General features: G+C 58.4%; 21 protein-coding genes. 4 read left to right on the top strand and 17 right to left on the bottom strand.

What is annotated here, in order from left to right:
• Positions 1 to 20 precede the first annotated feature (20 nt).
• Positions 21 to 179 carry a tyrosine-type recombinase/integrase gene (locus DDZ13_RS04690; protein ID WP_425486545.1) on the top strand — a complete coding sequence of 53 codons (159 nt, stop codon included), beginning with the start codon at positions 21 to 23 and terminating at the stop codon, positions 177 to 179.
• Between the two features lie 170 nt (positions 180 to 349).
• On the opposite strand, the gene DDZ13_RS04685 is transcribed toward DDZ13_RS04690, so the two are convergent.
• The 17 genes from DDZ13_RS04685 to DDZ13_RS04605 all read right to left on the bottom strand — a co-directional run bounded on the left by DDZ13_RS04685 (position 350) and on the right by DDZ13_RS04605 (position 19,883).
• Positions 350 to 1,633 carry a cell division protein FtsZ gene (locus DDZ13_RS04685; protein WP_110130260.1) on the bottom strand — a complete coding sequence of 428 codons (1,284 nt, stop codon included), beginning with the start codon at positions 1,631 to 1,633 and terminating at the stop codon, positions 350 to 352.
• A complete protein-coding gene (ftsA, locus tag DDZ13_RS04680; protein WP_110130259.1) occupies positions 1,634 to 2,848 on the bottom strand; it encodes a cell division protein FtsA in 1,215 nt (404 codons plus the stop codon). It lies immediately after the preceding gene.
• Between the two features lie 33 nt (positions 2,849 to 2,881).
• Positions 2,882 to 3,820 (bottom strand): cell division protein FtsQ/DivIB, encoded by a 939-nt coding sequence (locus DDZ13_RS04675; protein ID WP_110130258.1) that lies wholly within the window; start codon positions 3,818 to 3,820, stop codon positions 2,882 to 2,884.
• Positions 3,817 to 4,755 carry a D-alanine--D-alanine ligase family protein gene (locus DDZ13_RS04670; RefSeq protein WP_110130257.1) on the bottom strand — a complete coding sequence of 313 codons (939 nt, stop codon included), beginning with the start codon at positions 4,753 to 4,755 and terminating at the stop codon, positions 3,817 to 3,819. Before DDZ13_RS04670 ends, DDZ13_RS04675 begins: the two co-directional genes overlap by 4 nt.
• The gene (gene murB, locus DDZ13_RS04665) at positions 4,748 to 6,955 is read right to left on the bottom strand and encodes a UDP-N-acetylmuramate dehydrogenase (protein WP_110130256.1); all 2,208 of its coding nucleotides are present in this window, start codon (positions 6,953 to 6,955) and stop codon (positions 4,748 to 4,750) included. The genes DDZ13_RS04670 and murB overlap by 8 nt, the downstream gene beginning before the upstream one ends.
• Complete coding sequence (locus tag DDZ13_RS04660; protein WP_110130255.1) at positions 6,952 to 8,082, bottom strand: UDP-N-acetylglucosamine--N-acetylmuramyl-(pentapeptide) pyrophosphoryl-undecaprenol N-acetylglucosamine transferase; 1,131 nt, start codon at positions 8,080 to 8,082, stop codon at positions 6,952 to 6,954. The genes murB and DDZ13_RS04660 overlap by 4 nt, the downstream gene beginning before the upstream one ends.
• On the bottom strand, positions 8,079 to 9,221 hold the full coding sequence (locus tag DDZ13_RS04655; protein WP_110130254.1) for an FtsW/RodA/SpoVE family cell cycle protein: 1,143 nt from the start codon (positions 9,219 to 9,221) through the stop codon (positions 8,079 to 8,081). The genes DDZ13_RS04660 and DDZ13_RS04655 overlap by 4 nt, the downstream gene beginning before the upstream one ends.
• Before the next feature lie 46 nt (positions 9,222 to 9,267).
• Positions 9,268 to 10,419 (bottom strand): LysM peptidoglycan-binding domain-containing protein, encoded by a 1,152-nt coding sequence (locus DDZ13_RS04650; RefSeq protein ID WP_110130253.1) that lies wholly within the window; start codon positions 10,417 to 10,419, stop codon positions 9,268 to 9,270.
• Positions 10,420 to 10,474: 55 nt separating this feature from the next.
• Positions 10,475 to 11,719 (bottom strand): UDP-N-acetylmuramoyl-L-alanine--D-glutamate ligase, encoded by a 1,245-nt coding sequence (murD, locus tag DDZ13_RS04645; protein ID WP_110130252.1) that lies wholly within the window; start codon positions 11,717 to 11,719, stop codon positions 10,475 to 10,477.
• A 3-nt stretch (positions 11,720 to 11,722) separates the two neighbouring features.
• A complete protein-coding gene (mraY, locus tag DDZ13_RS04640; protein ID WP_110130251.1) occupies positions 11,723 to 12,823 on the bottom strand; it encodes a phospho-N-acetylmuramoyl-pentapeptide-transferase in 1,101 nt (366 codons plus the stop codon).
• Between the two features lie 27 nt (positions 12,824 to 12,850).
• Positions 12,851 to 14,221, bottom strand: coding sequence for a UDP-N-acetylmuramoyl-tripeptide--D-alanyl-D-alanine ligase (locus tag DDZ13_RS04635; protein WP_110130250.1), 1,371 nt, complete (start codon positions 14,219 to 14,221; stop codon positions 12,851 to 12,853).
• A gap of 17 nt (positions 14,222 to 14,238) precedes the next feature.
• On the bottom strand, positions 14,239 to 15,708 hold the full coding sequence (locus DDZ13_RS04630; RefSeq protein WP_233246076.1) for a UDP-N-acetylmuramoyl-L-alanyl-D-glutamate--2,6-diaminopimelate ligase: 1,470 nt from the start codon (positions 15,706 to 15,708) through the stop codon (positions 14,239 to 14,241).
• Positions 15,709 to 15,787: 79 nt separating this feature from the next.
• Positions 15,788 to 17,602, bottom strand: a complete 1,815-nt coding sequence (locus DDZ13_RS04625; protein ID WP_110130248.1) for a peptidoglycan D,D-transpeptidase FtsI family protein — start codon at positions 17,600 to 17,602, stop codon at positions 15,788 to 15,790.
• Positions 17,603 to 17,848: 246 nt separating this feature from the next.
• The gene (locus DDZ13_RS04620; protein WP_110130247.1) at positions 17,849 to 18,223 is read right to left on the bottom strand and encodes a hypothetical protein; all 375 of its coding nucleotides are present in this window, start codon (positions 18,221 to 18,223) and stop codon (positions 17,849 to 17,851) included.
• On the bottom strand, positions 18,220 to 19,194 hold the full coding sequence (gene rsmH / locus DDZ13_RS04615) for a 16S rRNA (cytosine(1402)-N(4))-methyltransferase RsmH (protein ID WP_110130246.1): 975 nt from the start codon (positions 19,192 to 19,194) through the stop codon (positions 18,220 to 18,222). Before rsmH ends, DDZ13_RS04620 begins: the two co-directional genes overlap by 4 nt.
• Entirely contained in the window at positions 19,178 to 19,408 is a 231-nt protein-coding gene (locus DDZ13_RS04610) for a hypothetical protein (RefSeq protein ID WP_110130245.1), read from the bottom strand. Before DDZ13_RS04610 ends, rsmH begins: the two co-directional genes overlap by 17 nt.
• 13 nt (positions 19,409 to 19,421) lie before the next feature.
• Entirely contained in the window at positions 19,422 to 19,883 is a 462-nt protein-coding gene (locus DDZ13_RS04605; RefSeq protein ID WP_110130244.1) for a division/cell wall cluster transcriptional repressor MraZ, read from the bottom strand.
• A 273-nt stretch (positions 19,884 to 20,156) separates the two neighbouring features.
• Here DDZ13_RS04605 and metF point away from each other — a divergent pair, with 273 nt between their 5' ends.
• From metF to DDZ13_RS04590, 3 genes are all read left to right on the top strand, one after another.
• Positions 20,157 to 21,050 carry a methylenetetrahydrofolate reductase [NAD(P)H] gene (gene metF, locus DDZ13_RS04600; RefSeq protein ID WP_110130287.1) on the top strand — a complete coding sequence of 298 codons (894 nt, stop codon included), beginning with the start codon at positions 20,157 to 20,159 and terminating at the stop codon, positions 21,048 to 21,050.
• 43 nt (positions 21,051 to 21,093) lie between these two features.
• The gene (locus tag DDZ13_RS04595) at positions 21,094 to 21,396 is read left to right on the top strand and encodes a gamma-butyrobetaine hydroxylase-like domain-containing protein (RefSeq protein WP_233246075.1); all 303 of its coding nucleotides are present in this window, start codon (positions 21,094 to 21,096) and stop codon (positions 21,394 to 21,396) included.
• A gap of 313 nt (positions 21,397 to 21,709) precedes the next feature.
• Complete coding sequence (locus tag DDZ13_RS04590; protein WP_199221047.1) at positions 21,710 to 22,600, top strand: UDP-2,3-diacylglucosamine diphosphatase; 891 nt, start codon at positions 21,710 to 21,712, stop codon at positions 22,598 to 22,600.
• Position 22,601: the final 1 nt, after the last annotated feature.

Below are 22,601 nucleotides of genomic sequence, written 5' to 3'. Positions count from 1 at the left end.
AACGTTCGAACTCGCACGTCTTGAGGCACAGCTACGCCACCCACCTGCTGGAGAACGGAAGCAACATCCGCACGGTCCAGGAGCTTCTGGGGCATACCTGCGTCGAGACGACCATGATCTACCTGCATGTGATGGAGGACGAAAAGGATCAGACGCTGAGCCCGCTGGACGCGCTTTAAGGGCAGCGTATCATCCGTCTGACGACCGGATGATGCGACTAAATTGAAGTGGAGCTACAGCACTTAGGATAAGTCAGCCAGACGCACACCAACCTCTACCTTCCTTCCTCTGGTCTCTGACTTTTGGCCCCTGCCCCCTGTCTTCTGTCTTCTGGCTTCTGGCCTCTGTCCTAAACCTTGATCTTAATCTTAATGCCTCGCCGCATGAAGGTGGGCACATCGAGATCTTCTTCGTTGTAGAGGTTGCGGTCGGTCTTGTCGAAGTAGCCGCGCTGGGCGTTGGTATCGACGAAGAGGAATTCCTCCTGATCGGCGTCGTGGACCTTTTTCTTTTTGCGGCCGAGTTTGGACTGGTGCACCGGTCGGGGCGGCTTGTCATCCTGGGCGATGGCAGGCTCGAGGTTGAGCCCTTCGGCAGGTGCGGGAGCGGCTGCGGGATCGGCCTTGGGTGGGAGCACCGGCTTGGCTTCGATACCGGCCTTACCGAGCACGCAGATTTCCAGCGAGGTCGAACGACTCTCGTCGATCACGGCACCGAAAACGATGTCATCGCGTGAGTTGAAGCGCTTGGAAACGACCGACATCACCTCGTTGACCTTGGCGATGCCGAGGTCTGTGCCGCCGACAATATTGACGAGGATGCGATCCAGCTGGGCGGGGCGATCGCCCATGTGCAGCAGCGGGCAAATGAAGAGCTCATCGAGGGCGTCCTTGACGTAGTCACCACCGCTGGCGGAGCCGGTGCCGAAAATAGTGCGCCCTCCCCTGTCGTTGAAGACGGAGCGTACGGAACTGATATCCTGATTGATCAGGCCCGTTTTGAGCAGCATGGCGCAGAGGGAGTTAACCCCGCGCCCGATCCAGCGGTCGGCCACGGCAAATGCGTTGAGCACGGAGGTGTCTTCCTCCCCTTCCTGCAGGAGGACATCATTGGGCAAAGGGATGAGGCCGTGCACGAGCTGACGGAGCTCGCCTACGCTCTCTTCCGCGATCTGCTTGCGGCGGCTGCCTTCGAAGGAGAAAGGCAGCGTGGCAAAGGCCAGGACGAGCGCCTGGGTTTTGGCCGCAACTTCCGCGACAACATTGGCGGCGGCGCTGCCGGTGCCGCCCCCCAGCCCGACCACGAGTATGATCAGATCCATATCCCCGATCAGCCGGGCGATGGCATCGCGGTCGGCCTCGGCGGCCTTTCTACCGATCTCGATCTCACCGCCGGCACCGAGGCCGCGGGTGACGGAGCGGCCGATGACGAGCTTCTCCGCGATCGGCGAATTGGCGAGCGCCTGGGCATCGGTATTAATGGCAGCGAGTTGCACCCTGCCTGCATCGCCCAGATCATCGAGCCGGAGGCCGTCCACCGCGTTGGTGCCGGCCCCGCCGACCCCGACAATCTTGATCTTCAGTTCGTCGGTGCCCGATTGTTGGTTGAATAAACTGTCAGCTGTCTGGTTCACTTAATCGAAATTGAGCAGTCCGGTGAGTTTACGGAAAAGGTTATTGGGCTTGGCGGCCTGCCGTTTGTCCTCCTGTCCGGTGAGGGCGTAGTGCAGCAGCCCCAGCGCCGTGCTGTAGCCGGGGTGGCGGAGCTCCGCAGTCACGTCGAGCGGCCCCTCGGAGACGCGCGCATCCAGACCGAGATTACGCTGGGCGGCTTCGTCGATGCCCGCCAGCTGGGCGGTGCCCCCCGTGAGCACGACACCGGACGCGATGTCGGCCGGTTCGTAAAGTTCGGCTTCCTCGAGTTGATCCTTGATTATGCTGAAGATTTCGGAGACGCGGGCTTCGATAATTTTGGTGATGGCCGCGAGCGGGTATTCGCGGTCGCCGATGGTAAGATCGCCAAAGAGCCAGACTTTTTCGTCGCGGTCGGCGCTGTCGTAGTAGGCGCGGCCGTTTTTCACCTTAAATTCTTCCGCACTCTTGCGCCCGACCCGCAAGCCGATGCTGAGATCGTTGGTAATATGGTCTCCGCCGACCGGGATGACGCCGGTTTTCACGATGTAACCTTTGCGATAAAGCACATAATCGGTGGTGCCGCCCCCGATATCGATGACCAGAGCGCCGTTTTCCTTCTCGGAGTCCTCCAGCAGCACCGCCCCGGAAGCGATGCTGGAAATAATCATGTCACTCACGTCGAGATCGATGCCCTGAATCACGCGGAGGCTGTCGCTCACTTTATGGCTGTCACCGTGAACGGACCAGTAGCCGACCTGCAGCTGCCGGCCTTCGTGGGAGAGCGGGCTCTCCACCTGATGGCCGTCGATAGCGAAAGGGTTCTGGATGTGGTGGATGTAGGTGCGGCTGGGCGGGAGTTTGCGACGCTTGGCGTCCTCCTTGGCCTGATCGACATCGATCTGCCGGACAATATTATCCGATGAGCTGACGTTGGTGCCGCCGACGTTGAAATTTCCCTCCAGATGGCTGCCGGTCTGGGCCAGATAGACTTCGTCGATGCGCGACTGGGCGCTTTTCTCCGCCTTCATGATCGCGGCGTGCACACAGTCGCTGGCGGCATTGAGATCCTGGATCTCGCCCTTCTTCACCCCTTTGGAGGAGCCGACACAGTGGCCGATAATATTCAGGCCTTCGTCGCCGATAATCTCCCCCAGGAGCACCACGACTTTCGAGGTCCCGATTTCGACAGCGCCAACTACTCTCGATTCACTCATTCAGGCTGAATTGTTGGAATGGAAAGACATCTTTTAAAAGCTACTGATTCGACCACTGCTAAACTGCACGGCAGCCGAGCCGCGTAAAGAAAGATCGATCCGTTTCATCGATGGATTTCCCTTGGCGCGCACATACTCGAGAATGACCTTGAGGCGGTCGAGTTGTTGGGAGAAATCCGTGGAGGCGCCAAAGATGATGCGCGGCACATAACTGCTGCGCACTTCGATCACCTCGCCGGAGAGCGTGGGGTTCCCCGAGTAGTGCTTGAGCGAAACCACTTTCCAGGTGCGGAAAAATTCCGGTTGTTTGCGACGGGCCGAGTCGAGCAAAACGGCCACCTGCTCGATACCCTGCATGGGGCGAATACTGCCATTGCTGTGCCGGAAAGGCTCGACAAAGGGTAAGGCCCGCAGGGTCGCCTTTTTGTAGCCGATCCCCTCGTAGATCGTCCCGTCGCGGGCCACGATGCGCTGCACCGGTTTGCCCGAGGCCCCTTGCACCGCAATTCGCAGCACGGGATGGTGCTCCTTGACGGAAATCTTCAACGAGCCCGGAAAGACCCGTTCCACCGAGGCGGAAACCACCTGGGCTTCCTCCTCAAGGGCCTGCTTCATGGCATGAATATCGACCTCCATCATGGTCGTCCCCTTCCCCAACTGAATGACCGTACCGAGCCAGGCATCGGGTAAGACGCCGTCCGTCTGAAAAATAATCTGCTCGATCTCGCGCGAGGGTGTACTGATTTGGATCGGCTCAGCGCGGTCTTTGATCAGCGATCGTATCCAGAAGCCCAGGCCGATCAGCCCCGCCAGGACTAGAACCACCGCCAGTAGTTTGAGGATCTTGGCCTGTCGACGCTTTTTGGCCTGGGGTGAGTTCACCCGTTTTCGTCTGGGTGTGCCGGCCAGCTCCCGCCAGCTCTGTGAGCCGGTCGCCGAACTACTCCCTTTATTTTTTTTACCACCGATCATGGAGCTTCCTCCCCATTTCCGGCCGAGAGTAAACGCTTCACCGCAGGAGCGACAAGCGCTTCCGCCAGCATCTCAAAATCGTAGCCCGCACAGGATGCACTCTTGGGCAACAAACTGGTCGTGGTAAGCCCGGGCAAGGTATTGATCTCAAGGAAGTAAAGAGACTCTCCGTCCAATAGAAAATCGACCCGGGCAAAATCGCGGCACCCGCAGGCGGCAAAGAGCCGCTCGGCGTAGCGCTGAATGTGCGCTTTGATATCCGGTTTCAACTTGGCGGGATAAAGATATTCGGTCGAGCCCGGGGTGTATTTGGCCTGGTAATCGTAAACACCGCTGGAGCTGACAATCTCGACGACACCCATGGCCTTGCCCTCAAGCAGACCGACCGTCAATTCACGCCCGGTGATGCGTTGCTCGATGAGCCACTTTCCGCGATGCACCTGGGAAAGCGCCACTCCCAGTGCCGAGCGATGGTCGCTGAAGTGCAGGCCCACACTGCTGCCCTGATCCACCGGTTTCACCACCAGCGAAGGTCCGAGCTGCGCAATCACATCATCCGCCAGCGGTTTCCCCTCGGCATCGAAAGTCATCCAGTCCGGCGTCGGCACCCCTTGCTCCCGGGCGACGACCTTGGCCGCGACCTTGTCCATGCATAAACGACTGGCCGCGGCGCCGCTGCCACAATACTCGACTCCGGCGGCATCAAGTAGAGCCTGCAACTGCCCATCCTCACCGAATGTACCATGCAGCGCAGGAAATACCACCGTATCCGCAGACTGGATACCGTCCGGTAAAGAATCCTGATCGAGGCGTACCAGCTCAACCGTGTGCCTGAGCTCGAGCGCATCAGCCACGGCCCGGCCACTCGCGAGTGACACTTCCCGCTCTTTGCTGGTACCACCGTGCAAAATAAGTATTTTTACCGGATCAGACATCGGCGCCCTCCTTCAACACTTCCGGCCAGCTACGACCGACCAGCAACACCTCCGGTTCCAGGTCGTAGCCGGATTCGGCCTTCACCTTGGCCCGAATTCGCCGGACCAGTTCAATGACATCGCCGGCGGTGGCCCCGCCCTGATTGACGATAAAGTTGCCGTGCACCGCCGACACTTCGGCAGCGCCCACGCGCATGCCCTTGAGCCCGTGCTCATCGATCAGTTTACCCGCATAGCTGCCTTCCGGATTTTTAAAGATACAGCCGGCACTGGGCCCACGCGGCTGGCTTTCCTTGCGGGTGGTCGAGTAGCTGTCGATCCGGCTGCGAATGGAGGATTCTTCTTCACTCTCCGGGCTCTTCAACACCGCGCCCAGAGCAATTCCCCGGCTGATTTCTTCGACCCGGCGGTAGCCGAAGTGAAACTTTTCCCTGGGCCAGTCCTGATAATGACCGTTCGCATCGATAAACTGAACCCGCTCGACCACATCGAACATCCAGCTCCCCATGGCGCCGGCGTTCATTCGAAGCGCCCCGCCCACGGCACCGGGAATCCCTTCCAGAAATTCAAATCCGGCCAGGCCCGCCTTGGCGGCAAAGCCGCAAATTTCTTTCAAACGTCCGCCGGCGGCCGCCCAGATCCGGCCTGCCCCCAGGGTTTCCACCCTGCGCCATGCTGGCGCGGAGAAACGAATGACCAGGCCATCGAAGCCTTCATCCGCCACCAGCAAATTGGAGCCCCGGCCGATGCAAAAATAATCCAAGGCAAAGAGCTGGGCCGCCTTGAGCAGTTGCTGGAGATCCGCGAAGCTCGCCGGCTCGGCATAGATCCGGGCCGGTCCGCCGATCCGCATGGTGGTCTTGTTGGCCAGCGGCTCATTGAGCTTGATCTTCGCCTCGGGCGAGAGGCGCTCCTCCAGGAACCCCAGGCAGGCCCCATCGACCGAGTCCGGTTCACGCAGCAAGGCCACACTGGCCGCCGCAAAGTCCTCGATATCACCCGCGCCGATGAAGGCCAGTAACGCCGGCCGGGACATCGCCGCCTGGTTGACCTGTTTCAGCCCGGCCAGCCCCGACTCTAGGACGACCGGCTCCGAATCTTTAAAAACATCCACCATGTCCGCCAATTCCCCGCCCTCGACCAGTGGCTCATGCGCGGCATAAACCGGCAGGAGGTAGCAGGCATCCGCCTCGGAGAGCGTGGCGGCAAAGCCTTCTTTGAACTGGCGGGTGCGGCTGAAACGATGGGGTTGAAAGACCACCAGCAACTGGCGCGAGCTCGCCCGTTCGCGGAGGTTTTGCATCAACGCGCCAATCTCCGTCGGGTGGTGGGCGTAATCTTCGATCACGGTGAGGCCCTCCCGATCGAGCAATAGTTCCTGACGACGCGCGATGCCCGGAAAGTCTTCCAGCACGTCTTCCGGTAAATTGTTGGACACGCAGGCCAGTGCGGCGAAAGCGGCACGGGCATTATTGGTATTGAAGTCCTGCTCCGGGCTGGAGGCATAGCGGACGACCTTGGCTTCATCCAAGCCCTTCAAGTCCATGCCATCCGGAAGCAGAACCGTCTGCCGTGTCCTCAGGCTCAGATCGGTAAAGGCCGTCTCCAGTTGGGCCGCCTTGCCGTAATAATCGGCATGGTCCCAATCGAGGTTCAACACCAGCGTGTGTTCCGGAGAAAAGTTTTCGATCGTGCCATCACTCTCATCGATCTCCGCCACCAACCAGGGGCTCTTCGAATATCGACTCGGAGCCAGGGAGGTATCGGCAAACAAACCACCGAGAATGTAATTCGCCTCGATCCCCTGCCGCTGCAGCGCATAGGCAATCATGCCGGTCGTGGTGGTCTTACCGTGGCTGCCGATGACGGCGACCAACCTCAAACCTTCGGCCATTCGGGCCAGCATCTCGCCGCGGCGAAGGCAATCCAGACCAAGTGACCGGGCCGCATCGAGCACGGGGTGACCGGCACGCACCGCACTGGAATAGACGACGGTCGTAAACTCCCCCAGTTGCTCCGGAAAGACGAAGTCGCGCAGGGTCACGCCGCTGGCCTCAAGATGCTGGCGCACCTCCTCCTGCAAACAGGCATCGTGCCCGGTGATGGAATATCCCGCGCTCGACATCCAGCAGGCAAGCGGAGCCATACCCATGCCCCCGACACCGAGAAAGAGATAACGTGGCTCACCCGCTGCGCTCATACCTTGTCCTCCGGTTCGGGTTGCGTCCTTGCCAGGACATAGTCTTCACAAAGCGACTCCAGGTCGGAGGCGATTCGCTCACTGGAGTTGAACCGGTCGAGGCGTTCCATGTTCAGCTTGAATTTGGCCAGCAAAGCGTCGTTGAAAATCAGCTCGTTGACTTCATCGGCCAGGGTATCCAGGCGGTCATGATCCAGCACCATACCGGCACCATGCTGTTCGTGCATCCTGGCGTTGGCATGTTGATGGTCATCGGCCGCATAGGGATAAGGAATCAGAATCGCCGGCGCGCGGCAGCGAATGATCTCGGCAATCGAACCGGCCCCGGCACGTGAAATCACCAGGTCGGCTGCGGAGATCACATCCCCCATTTGATCGGAAAACGGCACCATGGTGGCAGTCACCTCCGAGCCGTCGTGACCGATCTCGTGGATCGTGCCGGAAGAACTGTTCCCCAGACCGGTGACGCAATAAACGGAAATCCCCTTCCGCGCGAGCTGGGCAAAATTCTGCGTCACCCAGTCATTGAGCGATTTCGCGCCCTGGCTGCCACCGATAATCACGAGCAACTTACTCGCGACTTTGATTTTGAGCTTCCGCGCGGCATCCGCCTTGAGGATGTGTTTGATCTCATCACGCACCGGATAGCCGTAGTATCGAACAATCCCCGGGGGCACCCCACGCAGACGCACGCCGTCGGGCAAATACACACGACTGGCCACGTGCTTCAGCAGGCGGGTCGAACGACCGGGCACGCAGTTGGCCTCGTGCATCGCTACCGGCACCCCGGACAAACGGGCCGCCAAACCGAGACCGAGGGAAAGATAGCCTCCAAAAAGCAGGACCAGCTCCGGGGCTTCATCGCGAAGCAACTTGCGGGCGAAGAGGAAACTGGAAAGCAGACTGCCGATAAATTTCACGCGCTGCAACAGCCCGCCGGTAAAGGCCCGTCCGGGCGCGGTCAAAAAATTCAGGTGTCCGTATTTTTCCACCAGGCGTGAGTCCACCTGCTTCTCGCTGATCAGCAAGAGACAGTCGTGCTTCCGCGCCTGCAGCACTTCCGCCACCGCAATACCCGGGGAGAGGTGCCCGCCGGTACCGCCGCATGCAATCAGGATCTTGTTCATATCTCACGCTGCCCCCGCAGCGCCGGCATTTCCCAGGAACGAAAGCCGTTCAAGATAATGCCGGTTAAAACAAACATGAGCACCAGATTGGAACCGCCATAGGAAATGAAGGGCAATGACATACCCTTGGTCGGCAAGCTTCCCGTGACCACACCGATGTTGATCAAGGCCTGAAAAGTGATGAAAAGCAGGGCACCCATCACCAACAAATACTGATAGAGATTGGGCGCACGGCGGAGTTGAAGCACCCCGATGAAAAACAGCGTCATGTAAAGCAGCACGACCCCCGCCGTAAAAATAAAGCCGAGTTCTTCCGCCACGATGGCGAAAATAAAGTCGGTATGGGCTTCGGGCAGAAAAGACATTTGCTGACGACCGGCCCCGAGCCCGACGCCATGCAGCCCGCCGGCACCGAAGGCAAGGATCCCCTGCCACAACTGGTAGGCGCTGTCCCCGCGGTTGCCCTCCACATCCAGAAACGAGGTAATCCGCTGCAGACGGACCGGATCGTGATAGACCGCCACCGAAAAGGTGACCAGGGCGAGTACGCCGGTGGGGATGAGAAACTTCAGCCGGGCCCCGGCCAGGAACATCATGATGCCGCCCACGGCTCCGCAGAGAAAGGCCGTCCCAAAGTCCGGCTCGATAATGATCAGACCGCAAAAGATGGCGAGAATCCCGCAGGGCACCAGATAGCCTTTCAGAATGTGGTCCAGATCACGCCGGTGGGCCGCCAGATAGTGGGCCAGCATGAAGAGCAAACCGAGCTTACCAATCTCCGAAACCTGCAGGCGCATAAAACCAAACTCCATCCAACGTTGCGCCCCGTTCACCCTGACGCCAATGCCGGGCACCAAAACCAGCACCAGAAGCAGCACCGCCAGACCACCAAGAATAAAGGCGTAATCACGCAAGGCTTCGAGGTTCACCAAAAAGGCAAACCCACCCGCAAAGCTGGCAAAGACCAACCAGATCAGCTGCTTGCGCAGTAACGTCGTCGGATCGTCATGCATCGATTGCGATGCGCTGAAGAGGACGACGAGCCCCAGAAAAGTCAGGGCAAAGACAATCAGGCAGAGAAAGAAGCCGACAGGCGGAATATGCTTGAGGGGATTACGCGAAGCCAGAGGAGCGCTCATCCTGGAACACTTTGTATCGTCTTAAGTCCGTGAACATTCGGCAGAATTATTCCTCCAAACGAATGACGGGGATTTCGACCGCGCCGCCAAATACGTCGTCGTCCGACTCCGCCTCCGGCTCATCCAGTTCACCCTCCACTAGCGGATCCGCTTCGATCACCTTGATCTCAACCGGCTCGTTGCTGCTCGTCACGGTGGGTTGCGGTTGCGCGGGAGCGACGGTCGCCGGTTGCGCCGGAGCCGGCGAAACCACGGTTTCCACCCGACTGTCGACATTGGCGGCGCTGCCCGAACCGCTGACCGTCAACTGCTGGCCGACGCGCAGCTTGCGCGGGTCGGAAATCCCGTTCAGGGAAAGAAGTTCGCTGGTCGTCATGCCATACTGCCGGGCAATCTTGGCGGGATACTCGCCAGCCTTCACCGTGTGGGTCGTGGTGGGACCGCTGGCTGTGGTGGCCGCAGGCTGTGTTGCGGAAGCCGAGGACGAACCGCTGCTGGTCGAACCGGTGGAACCTTCAACCGGGATGGTGAGTGTCTCGCCCACGCGAATCATATCGGAGCTCTTGCCGTTGGTCGCTTTGATCGCACGGACCGAGGTGTCGAACTGATTGGCGATCTTGGAAAGCGTGTCGCCGCGCTTTACAGTGTAGCTCGTGGTCGCCTGGTTGTATCCGCTTGGTTGATACACTTCCGGAGTCACCGGATCAATGGTTGCGGTGCCGCCTTCGACTGGAATCTGGATTTGCTGGCCGATACGAAGGACGGAGTTCTTGTCCAATCCGTTGGCCGCGTAAAGCTCGTTGACGGAGACATTGTAGCGCTTGGACAGGGACCAGAGATTGTCGCCTTTCTTTACCGTGTAGGTCTCGTAACCCGAACCGGCCACGTCCACGGTTTGTCCGCTGCTGATGGGCTCGATCGGATTGATCGGGCCGAGGTCGGTGGAATAGTCCTCGGTTTCACCATCGAAGCCGGCATTGAAGGCCGAATCAAGCCCTGCTCCGGAATCGGCGCGGGTGGCCGGGATCAGGCCCTCCGAAGTACGGGAGGCACCCTGCACGTTCGACTTCATGGCACGGTCCTGCGTGTGCGTCTGTGTCGGCGGCTGCCCAGTCTGGCAACCTGGCTGCACGAGCAGCACGGCGATAACGCAAAGGTGAAGGCTGAGAACGCAGCCGAAGATTTTGGATACTTTCATGGTAGGCGTGTTAAAAATGTGTGTTTTCTTAAGAATAATCAGCCCTCGCAGGCTTCTACAAACCTAAAACAAGGGAATTAAAGGATTTTCCACGTGCTTCGTAAGACTCAAACTGATCAAAACTGCTGAACCCGGGGCTGAGCAAAACATGGCAGGGCGCACTTGTTGCAGCAAGCTCACAGGCGGCCCGCACGGCTTGCTCAAAGCAGGGATATGTCTGAACGATTTCGACCTCAGTTGTCAGCGCCTGTTCCATACGCTGGGCCACTTCGCCGTAAAGAACCGCAGCATGAATCTGCGACGACACTTCTTTGGCGAACGCCTCCAGATCGCCCCCCTTGATCCGGCCGCCCCCGATCCAAACAATCGGCTTCGGCACCGCATTCAGCGCCGCCAAGGCGGAATGAAAGTTGGTCGATTTGGAATCGTTCCAGTAGGTAATCCCGCCTTTCTCCCGGACCACATCCAGACGGTAAGGGGCCAGTGTAAACTCGTCGGCGGCCGCCAGCAGGGACGCCTCGTCTTTCCCCGTCAGCCACCAGTATTCCGCCGCCAGCGAGAAGTCTTCACTATAGGGCAAGCGCCGGAGCACGCAATCAGGCTTCAGCTGACTGGTCAGCGCCGTATCTTCAAAAGCCACAACGGCCCGCCCGAACGGTTTATGCAAGAGGTCAAACCAATGCACCACCTGCGGACCAATGACACAGACCGCATCATTTTTCAGGCACTCGATTAAGCGCGCCTTGGCCATGAAGTATTCCGTCATGTTCTCATAACGATCGAGATGATCCTCGGCGAAGTTCGTCCAGAGCAGGGCATCAAGCTCCAGGCCATCTGCCAGCTCCGCCTGAAAGGAACTGATCTCACAGACCGCATAGCTTGTTTCGGAATTCTCAAAATCCAGAACCACGTCGCTGAGCGGATGACCGATATTACCGGCGACCACGGCCTTTTGTCCCGCACGCTCGAGGGCCCCAGCGAGAAAACGCGTCAAGGTCGACTTCCCGTTGGTTCCGGTCACACCGATTATTTGCCCCTTCCAGTACCCCGCGGCGAAGCTCAACTCGGATTGGACCGGCTTGCCGGAAGCTTCGGCCAGAACACGCCAGGGATGAGCGGCGGCAAAGCCCGGGCTGAACACGAAATGATCGAATTGATCGATCGCCGATGCATCCAAGGAGGCTCGGTCCCCTTCCCCGCCCTCGTCGAATACGGTGACCTCATACGCCTGCGCCGATGCCAACCTCCGGGCGGACTGACCACTCAACCCGGCTCCGAAGATAGCGATGCGCTTGTTCATGGTTTAACGTAGTTTGAGGGTGGCCAGTCCGGCCATGGCAAAAATCAAAGACAGTATCCAGAATCGAATAACAACTTTGTTCTCATGCCAACCCTTCAATTCAAAGTGGTGGTGGATGGGAGACATCTTGAAGATGCGCTTCCCCCGGGTCTTGAACGAGCCGACCTGAAGGATAACCGAACCGGCCTCCATCACGAAGATCCCGCCGACAATCACCAAAGTGAACGGTTGATGCACCATGAAGGCGATCATCCCGATCAGCCCGCCCAAAGCAAGCGACCCGGTATCGCCCATGAAAACCTCGGCGGGGTGCGAGTTGTACCAGAGGAAGGCAAGGCTCGCGCCCAAGAGCGCGGCACAGACGACGGTCAACTCCCCCGTGCCGGGAATGAAGCTGATGAAGAGATAGTCGGCGATAATGGCGTTCCCGGCAGCGTAAGCCATGATCGCATAGGCCAGGGCGACGGTTACGGTGCAACCGATGGCAAGGCCGTCCACACCGTCGGTCAGGTTGATGGCATTACTGGAACCGGCCAGAACGAGAAAGAGGAAAGGTGCCAACAACCAGAGCGGCATCGAACTCATGAGCATGTCTTTGTAAAAAGGCACCCAAAGTTCACGCATTTTTCCTGCTGACTCCGGGAAGCTCAGCAGGAGCAAAAGTGCCAATCCCGTCAGCGCCGCCTGCCCCAGAAGTTTCCAGCGACCGGAAAGACCGTCGCTGTTGCGCCTGGCGACTTTCAAATAGTCATCGAGAAAGCCGATTACGGTCAGGCCGACGTAAATGAGAAGTGCCGTGTAGACATAAACGTTCGGGCGCGCCCAGAGCACGGCGCTGATGACCACCGAGACACAAATCATGAGACCGCCCATGGTCGGGGTCTGTGCCTTGGCCGCATGGAGCTCGGCGAGTTGGCCGACCTCATCTTCTCCCCGAAAGGCTTGCTTGGCCCGGAGCTCACGCAGTTTGGCAAAGATCCACGGTCCGAAAATAAATCCCACGCCCAAAGCGGTCAGTCCGGCAAAAGCACTGCGCAAAGTCAGATAACGAAAGAGGCGCAGCGGGCCGAAGATGTGTTCAAAGTCTGCGAGATAAGAAAGCATTTCAAAGTCGAGGCTGTGGTGAAAAGTCTAAGATACGGATTCGGGCAGAAGTTTTTCCAGATGGTAGGCCCGGCTCCCCTTGAGAAAGAGTGCCCCCTGAAATTCGGCAACCATAGATTCGATGCCTTCTATATTTTCGGCCGATTTCAGCTGTGCGGCAGACATTCCCCCGGCCTCGGCGCCGCGGCGATAGGCCGAAGTTAAGGTTTCCGGACCGACAAACAGCGCCCGATCCTGCGGGCGCAGACGAAGCGCCTCCCCCACCGAGGCATGAAATTTCTCCGCTGAGCCCCCCAGTTCGTTCATGACACCGAGCACATAACAGCGGGCCAGCCCCTCCGGGGCGGAATGCCGGAAGGCTTGAAGCGCATCGATCATGGAAGCGGGATTCGCGTTGTAGCAATCGATGTAATAATGACGCCCCTCCGTGGCAACCACCCTGCCCCGGGTATCTTCCGGCTGCCACTGCCGGATGCGCTCGGCCAAATCCGCGGTCGCGACACCCAGGGTTCGGGCGGCCACGATTGCCAGCGCGGCATTTCGCGCGATCCCCGCACTGGCACTTTTCACCTCATAGTTCCGGCCGTCGATCCATAGGCGGGATGTCCTGCCGTCTGCTGAAGGCTCGACCCGGCAGGTGACGACCTCTTTCGCTTCAGGGCACTTGGCCCCGGCATCAAACTGAACCGCAATCGCGCGGCCCTTCATTTTAGAAAAGGCGGGATATTGCAAGGCCTCCGCAGGCAGGATGATGGGCGCATTGGCTTGGCTCATCTCTGCGAGCCGGGACTTCTCATCCGCCACGCCTTCGAGCGAGCCGAGCAGCTCCAAATGCGCCGGGCCGATATTGGTCAGGACAGTCAGATCGGCCTGAATCATCGCACCCAGCAGCCCCATCTCACCGGGTTGATTAATGCCCGCTTCGATCACGGCAAAGTCATGCCTCGCCGGATCCAGATCAAACAAAGTCATTGGCACGCCGATACGGTTATTCCAATTTCCGGCCGTGGCATGGGTGGCGGACGGCCCGAGAAGCAAGCGCAGCATCTCCTTGGTTGAAGTCTTGCCACAGCTGCCGGTGATCCCGATCACGGGCTTGGAAAATTGCGAGCGGACATCGGCGGCAATCGCTCCCATGGCGGAAAGCGTATCCTCAACCACAAGCTGCGGCATATTTTCATCCAATGCACGACTGGTCATGGCGGATGAAGCGCCCTTTTTTGCCGCATCCGTCACGAAGTCATGGCCGTCGCGAGCGTCGCTCTTGAGTGCCACGAAACAATCCCCGGGCTCGATCTGCCGGGTATCGAAACAGAAGCCTTGGATCCGCTCCGGCTCAACGGCATGCCATTCCCCTCCTGTGATTCGAGCGAGATGTGCTGGCTGAAAGTCTGGCATCGTCCTACTCGCCGCGATCAAGCCTGCTTTAGATGTATCAACTCCCGGGCGACACTGCGATCGTCGAAAGGCATCACCGTGCCGTCAAACTCCTGATACGTTTCGTGCCCCTTCCCCGCAATGAGAACGCAATCGTCCTTGCTGGCGGCATCGAGTGCGCGCGAAATCGCGTCTTTTCGATCCTCAATAAAGTGAACCGATCCGCTTCCCTCGACCGCCCGCATGTCGTCAAAGATTTGACCGAGCGATTCGCTGCGGGGATTATCCGCCGTGGCATAGACCAGATCCGCGCCTTCCATAACGGCCTTCAACATAGGCGCGCGCTTGGTGCGGTCGCGGTCACCGCCGCAGCCGAAAACGACGATCAACTTGCCGGGGGTAATCTCACGGAGCATGCCGCAAGCATGACGCAGCGCATCATCGGTATGGGCGTAATCGACCAAGAGATTGTAGTCCTGCCCCTCCTCAATTCGCTCCATCCGTCCGGGCACGCCGGGGAAAGTGGACAAGTGCTCGAGCAGATTTTCCGGACGCTTCCCCTGCACGTAGGCGATTGTTACCGCGGCCAGCAGATTACTGACATTGAACCGGCCGAGCAGCGGGGACACAACCTGCAGCTCACCTTCCGGCCAGACTAATTTAAATTCCGTCCGGTCAGGAAACAGGTTCACCTCGCTGGCCTGGACGTCGGCATCATGGTCGATCCCATAAGTCGTCACAGGAGCATCGTCTCCCATTTCTGCGACCAGTTGTCGTCCGTAGGCACAGTCGACATTGACAACAGAGGCTTTCGGCTTCCGCCCCATCTCACCGGTAAAGAGCCGCTTCTTCACATCGAAGTAGGCCTCCATACTTTTATGGTAATCAATATGGTCCTGGGTCAGGTTGAGAAATGCGGCCACATCGACATCGAGCCCGTACGTTCGTTGCTGGCTGATCCCGTGCGAACTCACTTCCATGACTGTTTCGCTACAGCCGTTTTTCACCATCTGATCGAGCAGGGAATAAATATCGACCGACTCGGGTGTGGTGCGGAAGGACGGCAGGGTGCGCTTACCGAGATCGTAACGAACCGTGCCGATCAAACCGACTTGATCGCTGCCGCCGACCAGATGCTGGGTCAACATGGATACGGTTGTCTTACCGTTGGTTCCGGTTACCCCGGTGATCTTCAGCTTTTCGTCGGGAGCTTCGTAGAAGCGCCGCGAAATCAGGGCCAGCGTCTGGCGGACGTCCTTCACCTTTATAAAATCAATCGGGAAACGTGCACCGAGGTCCTCCTCGGTCACGATAGCCACAGCCCCGCGGTCCACGGCCTCTTCGACAAAGTAATTCCCGTTCGTCCGTAAACCACCGATGGCAAAAAACAAGGCACCCGGCACCACCCGTCGACTATCCGTAATCAGACAGGTGACCAGAGTGTCATGGTTCAGGCGCCCGGCCTCGCATTCGATACCTTCAAAAAGATCCTCAACATTTGGTTTCATAACCTGATGGCTTTTTGAGACGCGGCCCTGGGATTGGCTGGCGTAGCTGTATCGTGAACTTGCGGCAGTGAGTAGTAGACTAATTGGTAAGTCGGCGTGACCGATCATAAATCGAAGGTTGTAGAGCTAAGAAGGACTCCCCCGTGCGGGAGGGGCGGATACCGAGGTAAGCAATGCAGGCCTCGGCAATATTACGAAAAGCGGGGGCGGCCACGGAGCCACCGTAACCGACGCCGTTGAGCTTGGGCTCATCCACGACGACAGTAATCACGAGCTGGGGCCGGTCGGCCGGAAAGAAACCACTGAACGAGGCCACGTGATGGCGATTGGAATAGCGGCCATCCACGATCTTCTGGGTGGTTCCGGTCTTACCGGCCACGGCGTAATTTTTAATCGCGGCACGGCGGGCGGTGCCGTTCTCACCAACGACATCGGCGAGCATCTGCGAAACCACCTCGGCGACCTCCCCTGAAATGACACGCCGTTTGGCTTTTGGGGAAAAGCGGATCACATCCGCACCCTCGTTGTCAAAAATGCGCTTGGTCAGCATGGGCTCCATCAGGATGCCGTCGTTCGCGATGACCGACATCGCGGAGTGCACTTGCATGGGCGTGGCGCTCACGGCGTGCCCCATCGGCAAGCGGGTAATCGTCAAACCATCCCAGGCCGCCACGTCGTGCAGGGTGCCGGAGATTTCACCGCCGAGATCAAAGCCGGTTTTCTCACCGAAGCCAAAGGCGGCGGCATAGTCGTGCAGGCGGCCTTCACCGAGCAAGAGCCCGAGATGGGCCGCGCCGCGGTTGCTGGATTTCACCACGACCTCGTGCATGGAGAGGGAGTCGTAGTGGTGGTGATCGGAGGGTAGCCTGAGCGTGCGCCCTTTGTAACTGACGCGGGCGTGTCCGGTTTGAAAAACGTCGGTCGGGTCCACGATGCCCTCGTTGAGCACCGCGGCCGCCGGCACGATTTTAAAAGTGGAGCCCGGTTCGAAGGCATCCGTCAGCGCGCGGTTCCGCTGACTGGCGATCGGATACTTTTTCGTGTTGTAGAATTCGTTGGGGTCGTAGGTCGGATAGTTCGCCATGGCGAGCACGGCCCCGGTGCTGGGCTCGCTTACGATCACGCTGATGCCCTCGGGCTGATATTCCTGAGCCACCTTGGTGATCTCGGTTTCCACAATGTGCTGCACCATTTGATCGATGGTGAGTTCCACATTCAACCCGTTCGAAGGTTCGACCTCGCGATCGCGGAATTGCGCCAACTCGCGGCGGCGGCCATCGCGTTCACTTTCGCGCCAGCCATCCTGCCCTCTCAGGTAGTAATCAAAAAAACGCTCCACGCCGGTGACGGCGGTTTCCTCCTTGTTGACGTAGCCCAACACATGGGCCGCCAGCTTGCCCGCCGGGTAAGCACGGCTGTGGCTTTCGTTGCTGTAAATCCCGCGAATATTCAATTGGGCCACGGCTTCGTTGGTGGCTTCGTTGGCCTCCTTGAGAAGTGGCGCCCAGCGGATCAGGCGGGCCTCCTTGCTGCTCTCGCCCCCCATGCGGACCTTGGTGTCGAAAGCCGCTTCGATTTCCTGGAGGGGCTTGCCGATCAGCCGCGCCAGTTCCGGCAATTTCTCACGGTCGCTCTCACGCACCGATTGCGGATCCACCCCGATGTTATAGCTGGTGCGGGTGACCGCGAGCAGGTTGCCGCGGGTATCGACAATATTACCCCGCTGGGCCTCGATCAAATTAAAGGTCTTCCGGTTCCCCTCGACGTGGGCCATCAAGTCGTCCTGCTCCCATATATGCAAATAGAACAGACGCCCCAGGAGGACGCAAAATGCAAATGCGACGAGCAACGAGACAATCGTCGATCTCGCACTGGATACGAAAGCTTTACTCATTTATGTCCGTTAGATTGCTTTGTGGTTTTCTTTGTATTGAACAGCGAGACGGTGCAGTGTTTGGGCTGATGGACGAAGCGGGCGGCAAAGGCCATGCGTCTGCGAACCCTCCTTGGAGAAGCTGGCAGACGCATGGCAGGATCCCTGCGTGCCCGAGCTACAAGCCACGATCCTATGGACGCGGCTGCGGTAGTAGTCGGATGTTACGTGCATGTTTGTTTGTTGTTGTTCGTTGAGCGTTGTTAGTTAGCGCGGGGAATTGGCATTCAGCATGGCAAGATCGATGGAGGCTTCGTAGGGCGCCGATACGGCATAAGCGCGCCCGTTGGGCATCTCGCGTTCCCGGACCCAGACGACCTGGTTTTCCATGGAGGGGCGCAGGGTCCCGGCCACTTTGCCCTGAAGGACGACAGGTTGATGCAGCGTGGCGATGCGCTCATCGAGGAAACTGATCTTGCGGACCATTTCGGCCAGGTCGGCTTCGATTTCCTTCGTGCTTTGCGCGGTGCGCGAGATCTGCTGCTGCGTCCAGACGATGGCGAAGGCACTGCCGATGGTAATGACAGCCATGAGCAGGATCAGGGCAACACTGCGTGAGCGGGTCTTGGGGCTTAGTTTCATGATGTTGTTTGCTGGGAAAGTTTACGTATGGCCCGCATGCGCGCGCTGCGACTGCGGGGATTGCTGGAAATTTCTTCTTCGCCGGGAGCGATCGGCCGGGTTGAGATCATCTCGGCTCGAGTCACGCGTTCGTCCTGGGTACGGCTGTCACGGCCGTGCTCGGGGCGGCCCGCCATCCGGCGGCAAAAGCGTTTGACGATACGGTCTTCGAGCGAGTGGAAGCTGATGGCCGCCAGCACACCGCCGGGTAAGAGGCGATCGAACGCGGCCGGCAGGCCGCGCTCGATCGCGCTCAACTCATCATTCACCTCAACTCGAATTCCCTGAAAAGTACGGGTCGCCGGATGGACCGCCTTGCGCCCTCTCGGAGTGGGGCCGACCGCTTCGGCCACAAGGGCGGCAAGCGCCTGCGTGCGCTGCAACTGACCGGTGCCGCGGGCCTTGAGAATCGATTCGACGACGCGGCGCCAGCGCTTTTCTTCGCCGTAATTGCGAACGGCCCGGACGAGCGACGCTTCGTCGGCCGTCTCCAGAAACTCGGCGGCGCTCCGCCCGCTCTGCGGATTCATCCGCATATCCACCGGCGCATCGGCCCGAAAGGAAAAGCCGCGCTCGGCGGCATCCAGTTGAAAAGAGGACAGGCCGAAATCAAAGAAGGCGCCGTTGAAATCGGCCTCGTCCAAATCGCCGAGATCACCGAAGTTCAAATGATAAATGCGGAAGCGGTCGCCAAACTCTGCCTTGAGCGGCTCGGCACGAACCAGGGCCTCGGGATCGCGATCCAGTGCCACCACCGTGACTTGCTCGGAAGCTTCCAAAAACGCACGGGTGTGGCCCCCGCCACCAAATGTCCCGTCGAGCAACTTGACACCAGGGCGCGGCTCCATGAGGTCGAGTGCTTCACGAAGCAAGACCGGCACGTGGCCACCCGGTGCGACCGGTATCAAGCTGTCATCAACGGAGGAAAGCATTCAAGAGACTCCTGAATAAAGTGGGTTTGGCATTTTCGCGGTGAAGGGCCCGTTCCCGCCGCTGGAGGGCGTCGCGAACGGTATCGGCTTTGTAAAAGGGAATTTGCGGTGGCGTGGAAAAGGTCCAGGGGATGCGGCGCTCCCGCGACGGGTGGGTGATGTAGCCGGAGCTGCGGAAGTTTTCGCGGGCAATATTTTCGAATATATTGTTCATGGCTTTTCTGGGGTTAGAGTCCGAACCGCTTAAAGACATCGGCCTGAGTCTCCCGGCTCACCGGCGTCTTGCTGCGGAGCGCATCGTAAACTTCGTCACTGTAGATACTAAAGGTGGAGAGCTTCCCCAGGAGGACGGCGCTCTTCTTGATCCCGGCATGCTCGGTCAGTGCCGCGTTTAGGTTGATCCGCCCCTGCTTGTCGCAGCTGAAGCTGTGAGCCATGCTCATCAATGTCTCGACTGCAGCCTGACCCTCCGTGTCCCCCATGCTGATCTGGGAAATACGCTCTTCCAGCTGGGCGATCATCTTGGGCGGATAGACATTCACGTAGTTGTCGAGACTGGGCAGAGCCAGAAAGCTATTCTCGTCGCTGTCGGCCTTCGGACGCCACTGCGAGGGTATGGTGAGACGCCCCTTGTCGTCCAAGTTGTGGCGGAACACGCCGACAAACAGCCCTGTTCTTAATTCACCCATGTCTTCCCTGCTTCACCATTTCACCCCATATCGCTGCAATTCACCCCACAGGTCAAGGCAAATTTTCCCGTCAACCTTGTGAATAAGCTGTTGAAAACTTCCTCAAATCCATGCCGTTGAGGGAATTAAAAAAGTGTCCCTATTTTGGACCTCTCCGTGAGAGCCTCCGGAAGAGGCCCCCACCACTCCCCACACGACGGAATTTCGGCCGCAATGGCTTTACCCCGACTTATTTCTTTACATATCATTATATCAGGATAATTTGATATGTTTATGACGCCTCATCTGACACCAGATCGCCAACTGTCCAAAGAGCCGATTTTCTCGATCGAGTTCTTTCCGCCCAAATCGGAGAACGCCGCCCAACAGCTTCTGGCCACGGCGAAGGAACTGCAGTCCTACCGTCCGGACTTTGCCTCCATTACTTATGGAGCCGGAGGCAGTACCCGCAGCCGCACCCTGAAGTATGCCAAGTGCCTGCATGAGGATTTTGGCTTCAAGGTGATGCCCCACCTCACCTGCGTCGGGCATTCACGGGATGAACTGCGCGAGATCATCCGGGAGTTCAAAGACTCGGGACTCAACCAGATCATGGCCTTGCGGGGCGATCCACCCCAGGGAGAGACCGACTTCAAGCCCCACCCCGACGGACTCAGCTATGCCAACGAACTGGTCCGCTTGATCCGTGAGGTCCACCCGGACTGCTCCATCGGCGTGGCGGGCTATCCGGAAAAACATCCGGAAGCCGTCTCTTCGGATGTCGATTTGTTGAATCTGAAACGAAAAGTGGATGCGGGGAGCGACTTCATCACCACCCAACTCTTTTTCGACAACCGGATCTACTTCGACTTTGTCGAGCGCTGCCAACACGCGGGCATACAGATCCCCATTCTGCCGGGGCTGCTTTGCATCACCTCGGGCGATCAGGTGCGGCGCTTCTGCGCGCTCTGCGAAACCGACATTCCGGCCGAGCTCGAAGCCCAACTCGCTGATGCCGGCGATGACAAACAAAAGGTCGAAGCTCTGGGCGCGGAATGGATCCTGCGCCAGGCCCGCGAGCTCCTGGAAAAAGGCGCCCCTGGAATCCACCTTTATATTTTGAATAAGTCCGGACCCGCCGTTACCGTATTGAACGGCTTGAAAAAGGCCGGCTTTTACAAGGCTTGACGACTCGACGGGACGCCTGTTCCGCGATGTGGCAACACAAATAATGAAACCGAAGAACATCCAACTAATCGGGACGGAGCTCGCGATCATCTGGGAGGACGAGAGCGAAAGTTATTTTCCCGCCGAACTGCTGCGGAAACATTCACCCAGTGCACAAAACATTGGCGAAAAGGACATTCTGGGCAATCAGTACGGCGGCGACGGGCCGAAAGATTTTCCCGGCGTCACGATTCAAAGCTGGGACCTGGTGGGCAACTACGCGATCCGCCCCTGTTTTAGCGACGGCCACAATACCGGCCTGTTCAGTTGGAACTATCTGCGGGAGCTGGAAAAGAAAAACAGCTGAACCGTTTCGAGGATTATTTGATCCTTTAACAAGGGAAAATGCGGGAGGGCCCGGCTCCGTCCGGGCCGCGATCGTGCAATCGGTATCGCTTCTGCTGGTGGTCCAGACGGCTTGCGCTGCCTAAGCTTTGCGTTTGTGTGAGCTGCATCTCCCGGTGGATAGAATCAAATTTTTTTCGAATCGCTATGAGCGGTTCTCCGGTGCCAAAAACTCTATATGACGATTGGGTGACAAGTTAAACAGGCGGGTTAAATTTCTTTGACCAAAAGCAGTATGGCGACAGTTTATGGGGTCGTTCCGCAAACTCCATGCTGTGAAAAAGACCACACTATCCTATAAGACTATATTTCTCTCGGATGTGCACCTTGGCACCCTCGATTGCAAAATTGATGAAGTAAACCACTTCCTCAAACACACGCATTGCGAAAAGCTGGTTTTGAACGGCGATATTATTGATGGCTGGAGCTTGGCCCGGAAAGGCGGTTGGACGGACCAACACACCAGATTTGTTCGCCTCGTGCTCAAAAAAGTGGAAAAGCGGCACACCGAGGTTGTTTACCTTCGCGGCAACCATGATGACTTTCTTGAACGCTGCCTGCCCCTCTTCTTCGGTAACATAAAAGTCGTTAACGAGCACATCCACGAATCCCCGAACGGCGATAAATACCTCGTCGTACACGGCGACGGCTTTGATGCCGTGACCATCAACCACAAGTGGCTGGCGGTGCTGGGCGACATCGGCTACCAGAGCCTGCTCAAGATCAACCGCTTCTACAACCACTATCGTGCCTGGCGGGGCAAGGAATACTTCTCCCTGAGCAAAGCGATCAAGGCCAAGGTCAAGAGCGCCGTCAGCTTCGTGGGTAAATACGAGGATCAACTTCAGAACCTGGCCCGCAAGCGCGAATGTAGTGGCATCATCTGCGGGCACATCCACACGCCCGACGACAAAATGGTGGGTGACATCCACTACATCAACTCCGGGGACTGGGTTGAGTCGCTCACCGCCATTGTGGAATACGAAGATGGGCGGCATGAGGTGATTCAATACAAGGAGTTTTGTGAACGCCTCGAAAAAAAGGCGCGCCTGAAAGCAGAGAAAAAAGCCCGCGCCAAGTCAGCCAAGCTAGAAGACTCAGCGGACAGCGATCCGGGTCCGGTAGAAGAAGACGAACCGACCGACGCGCCCAACCCATCGGCCTGAG

Source organism: Coraliomargarita sinensis (assembly GCF_003185655.1).
Classification (GTDB): Bacteria; Verrucomicrobiota; Verrucomicrobiia; order Opitutales; family Coraliomargaritaceae; genus Coraliomargarita_B; species Coraliomargarita_B sinensis.
The sequence above is the reverse complement of the archived record's forward strand: the minus strand, read 5'-3'. Positions and strand labels throughout refer to the sequence as shown.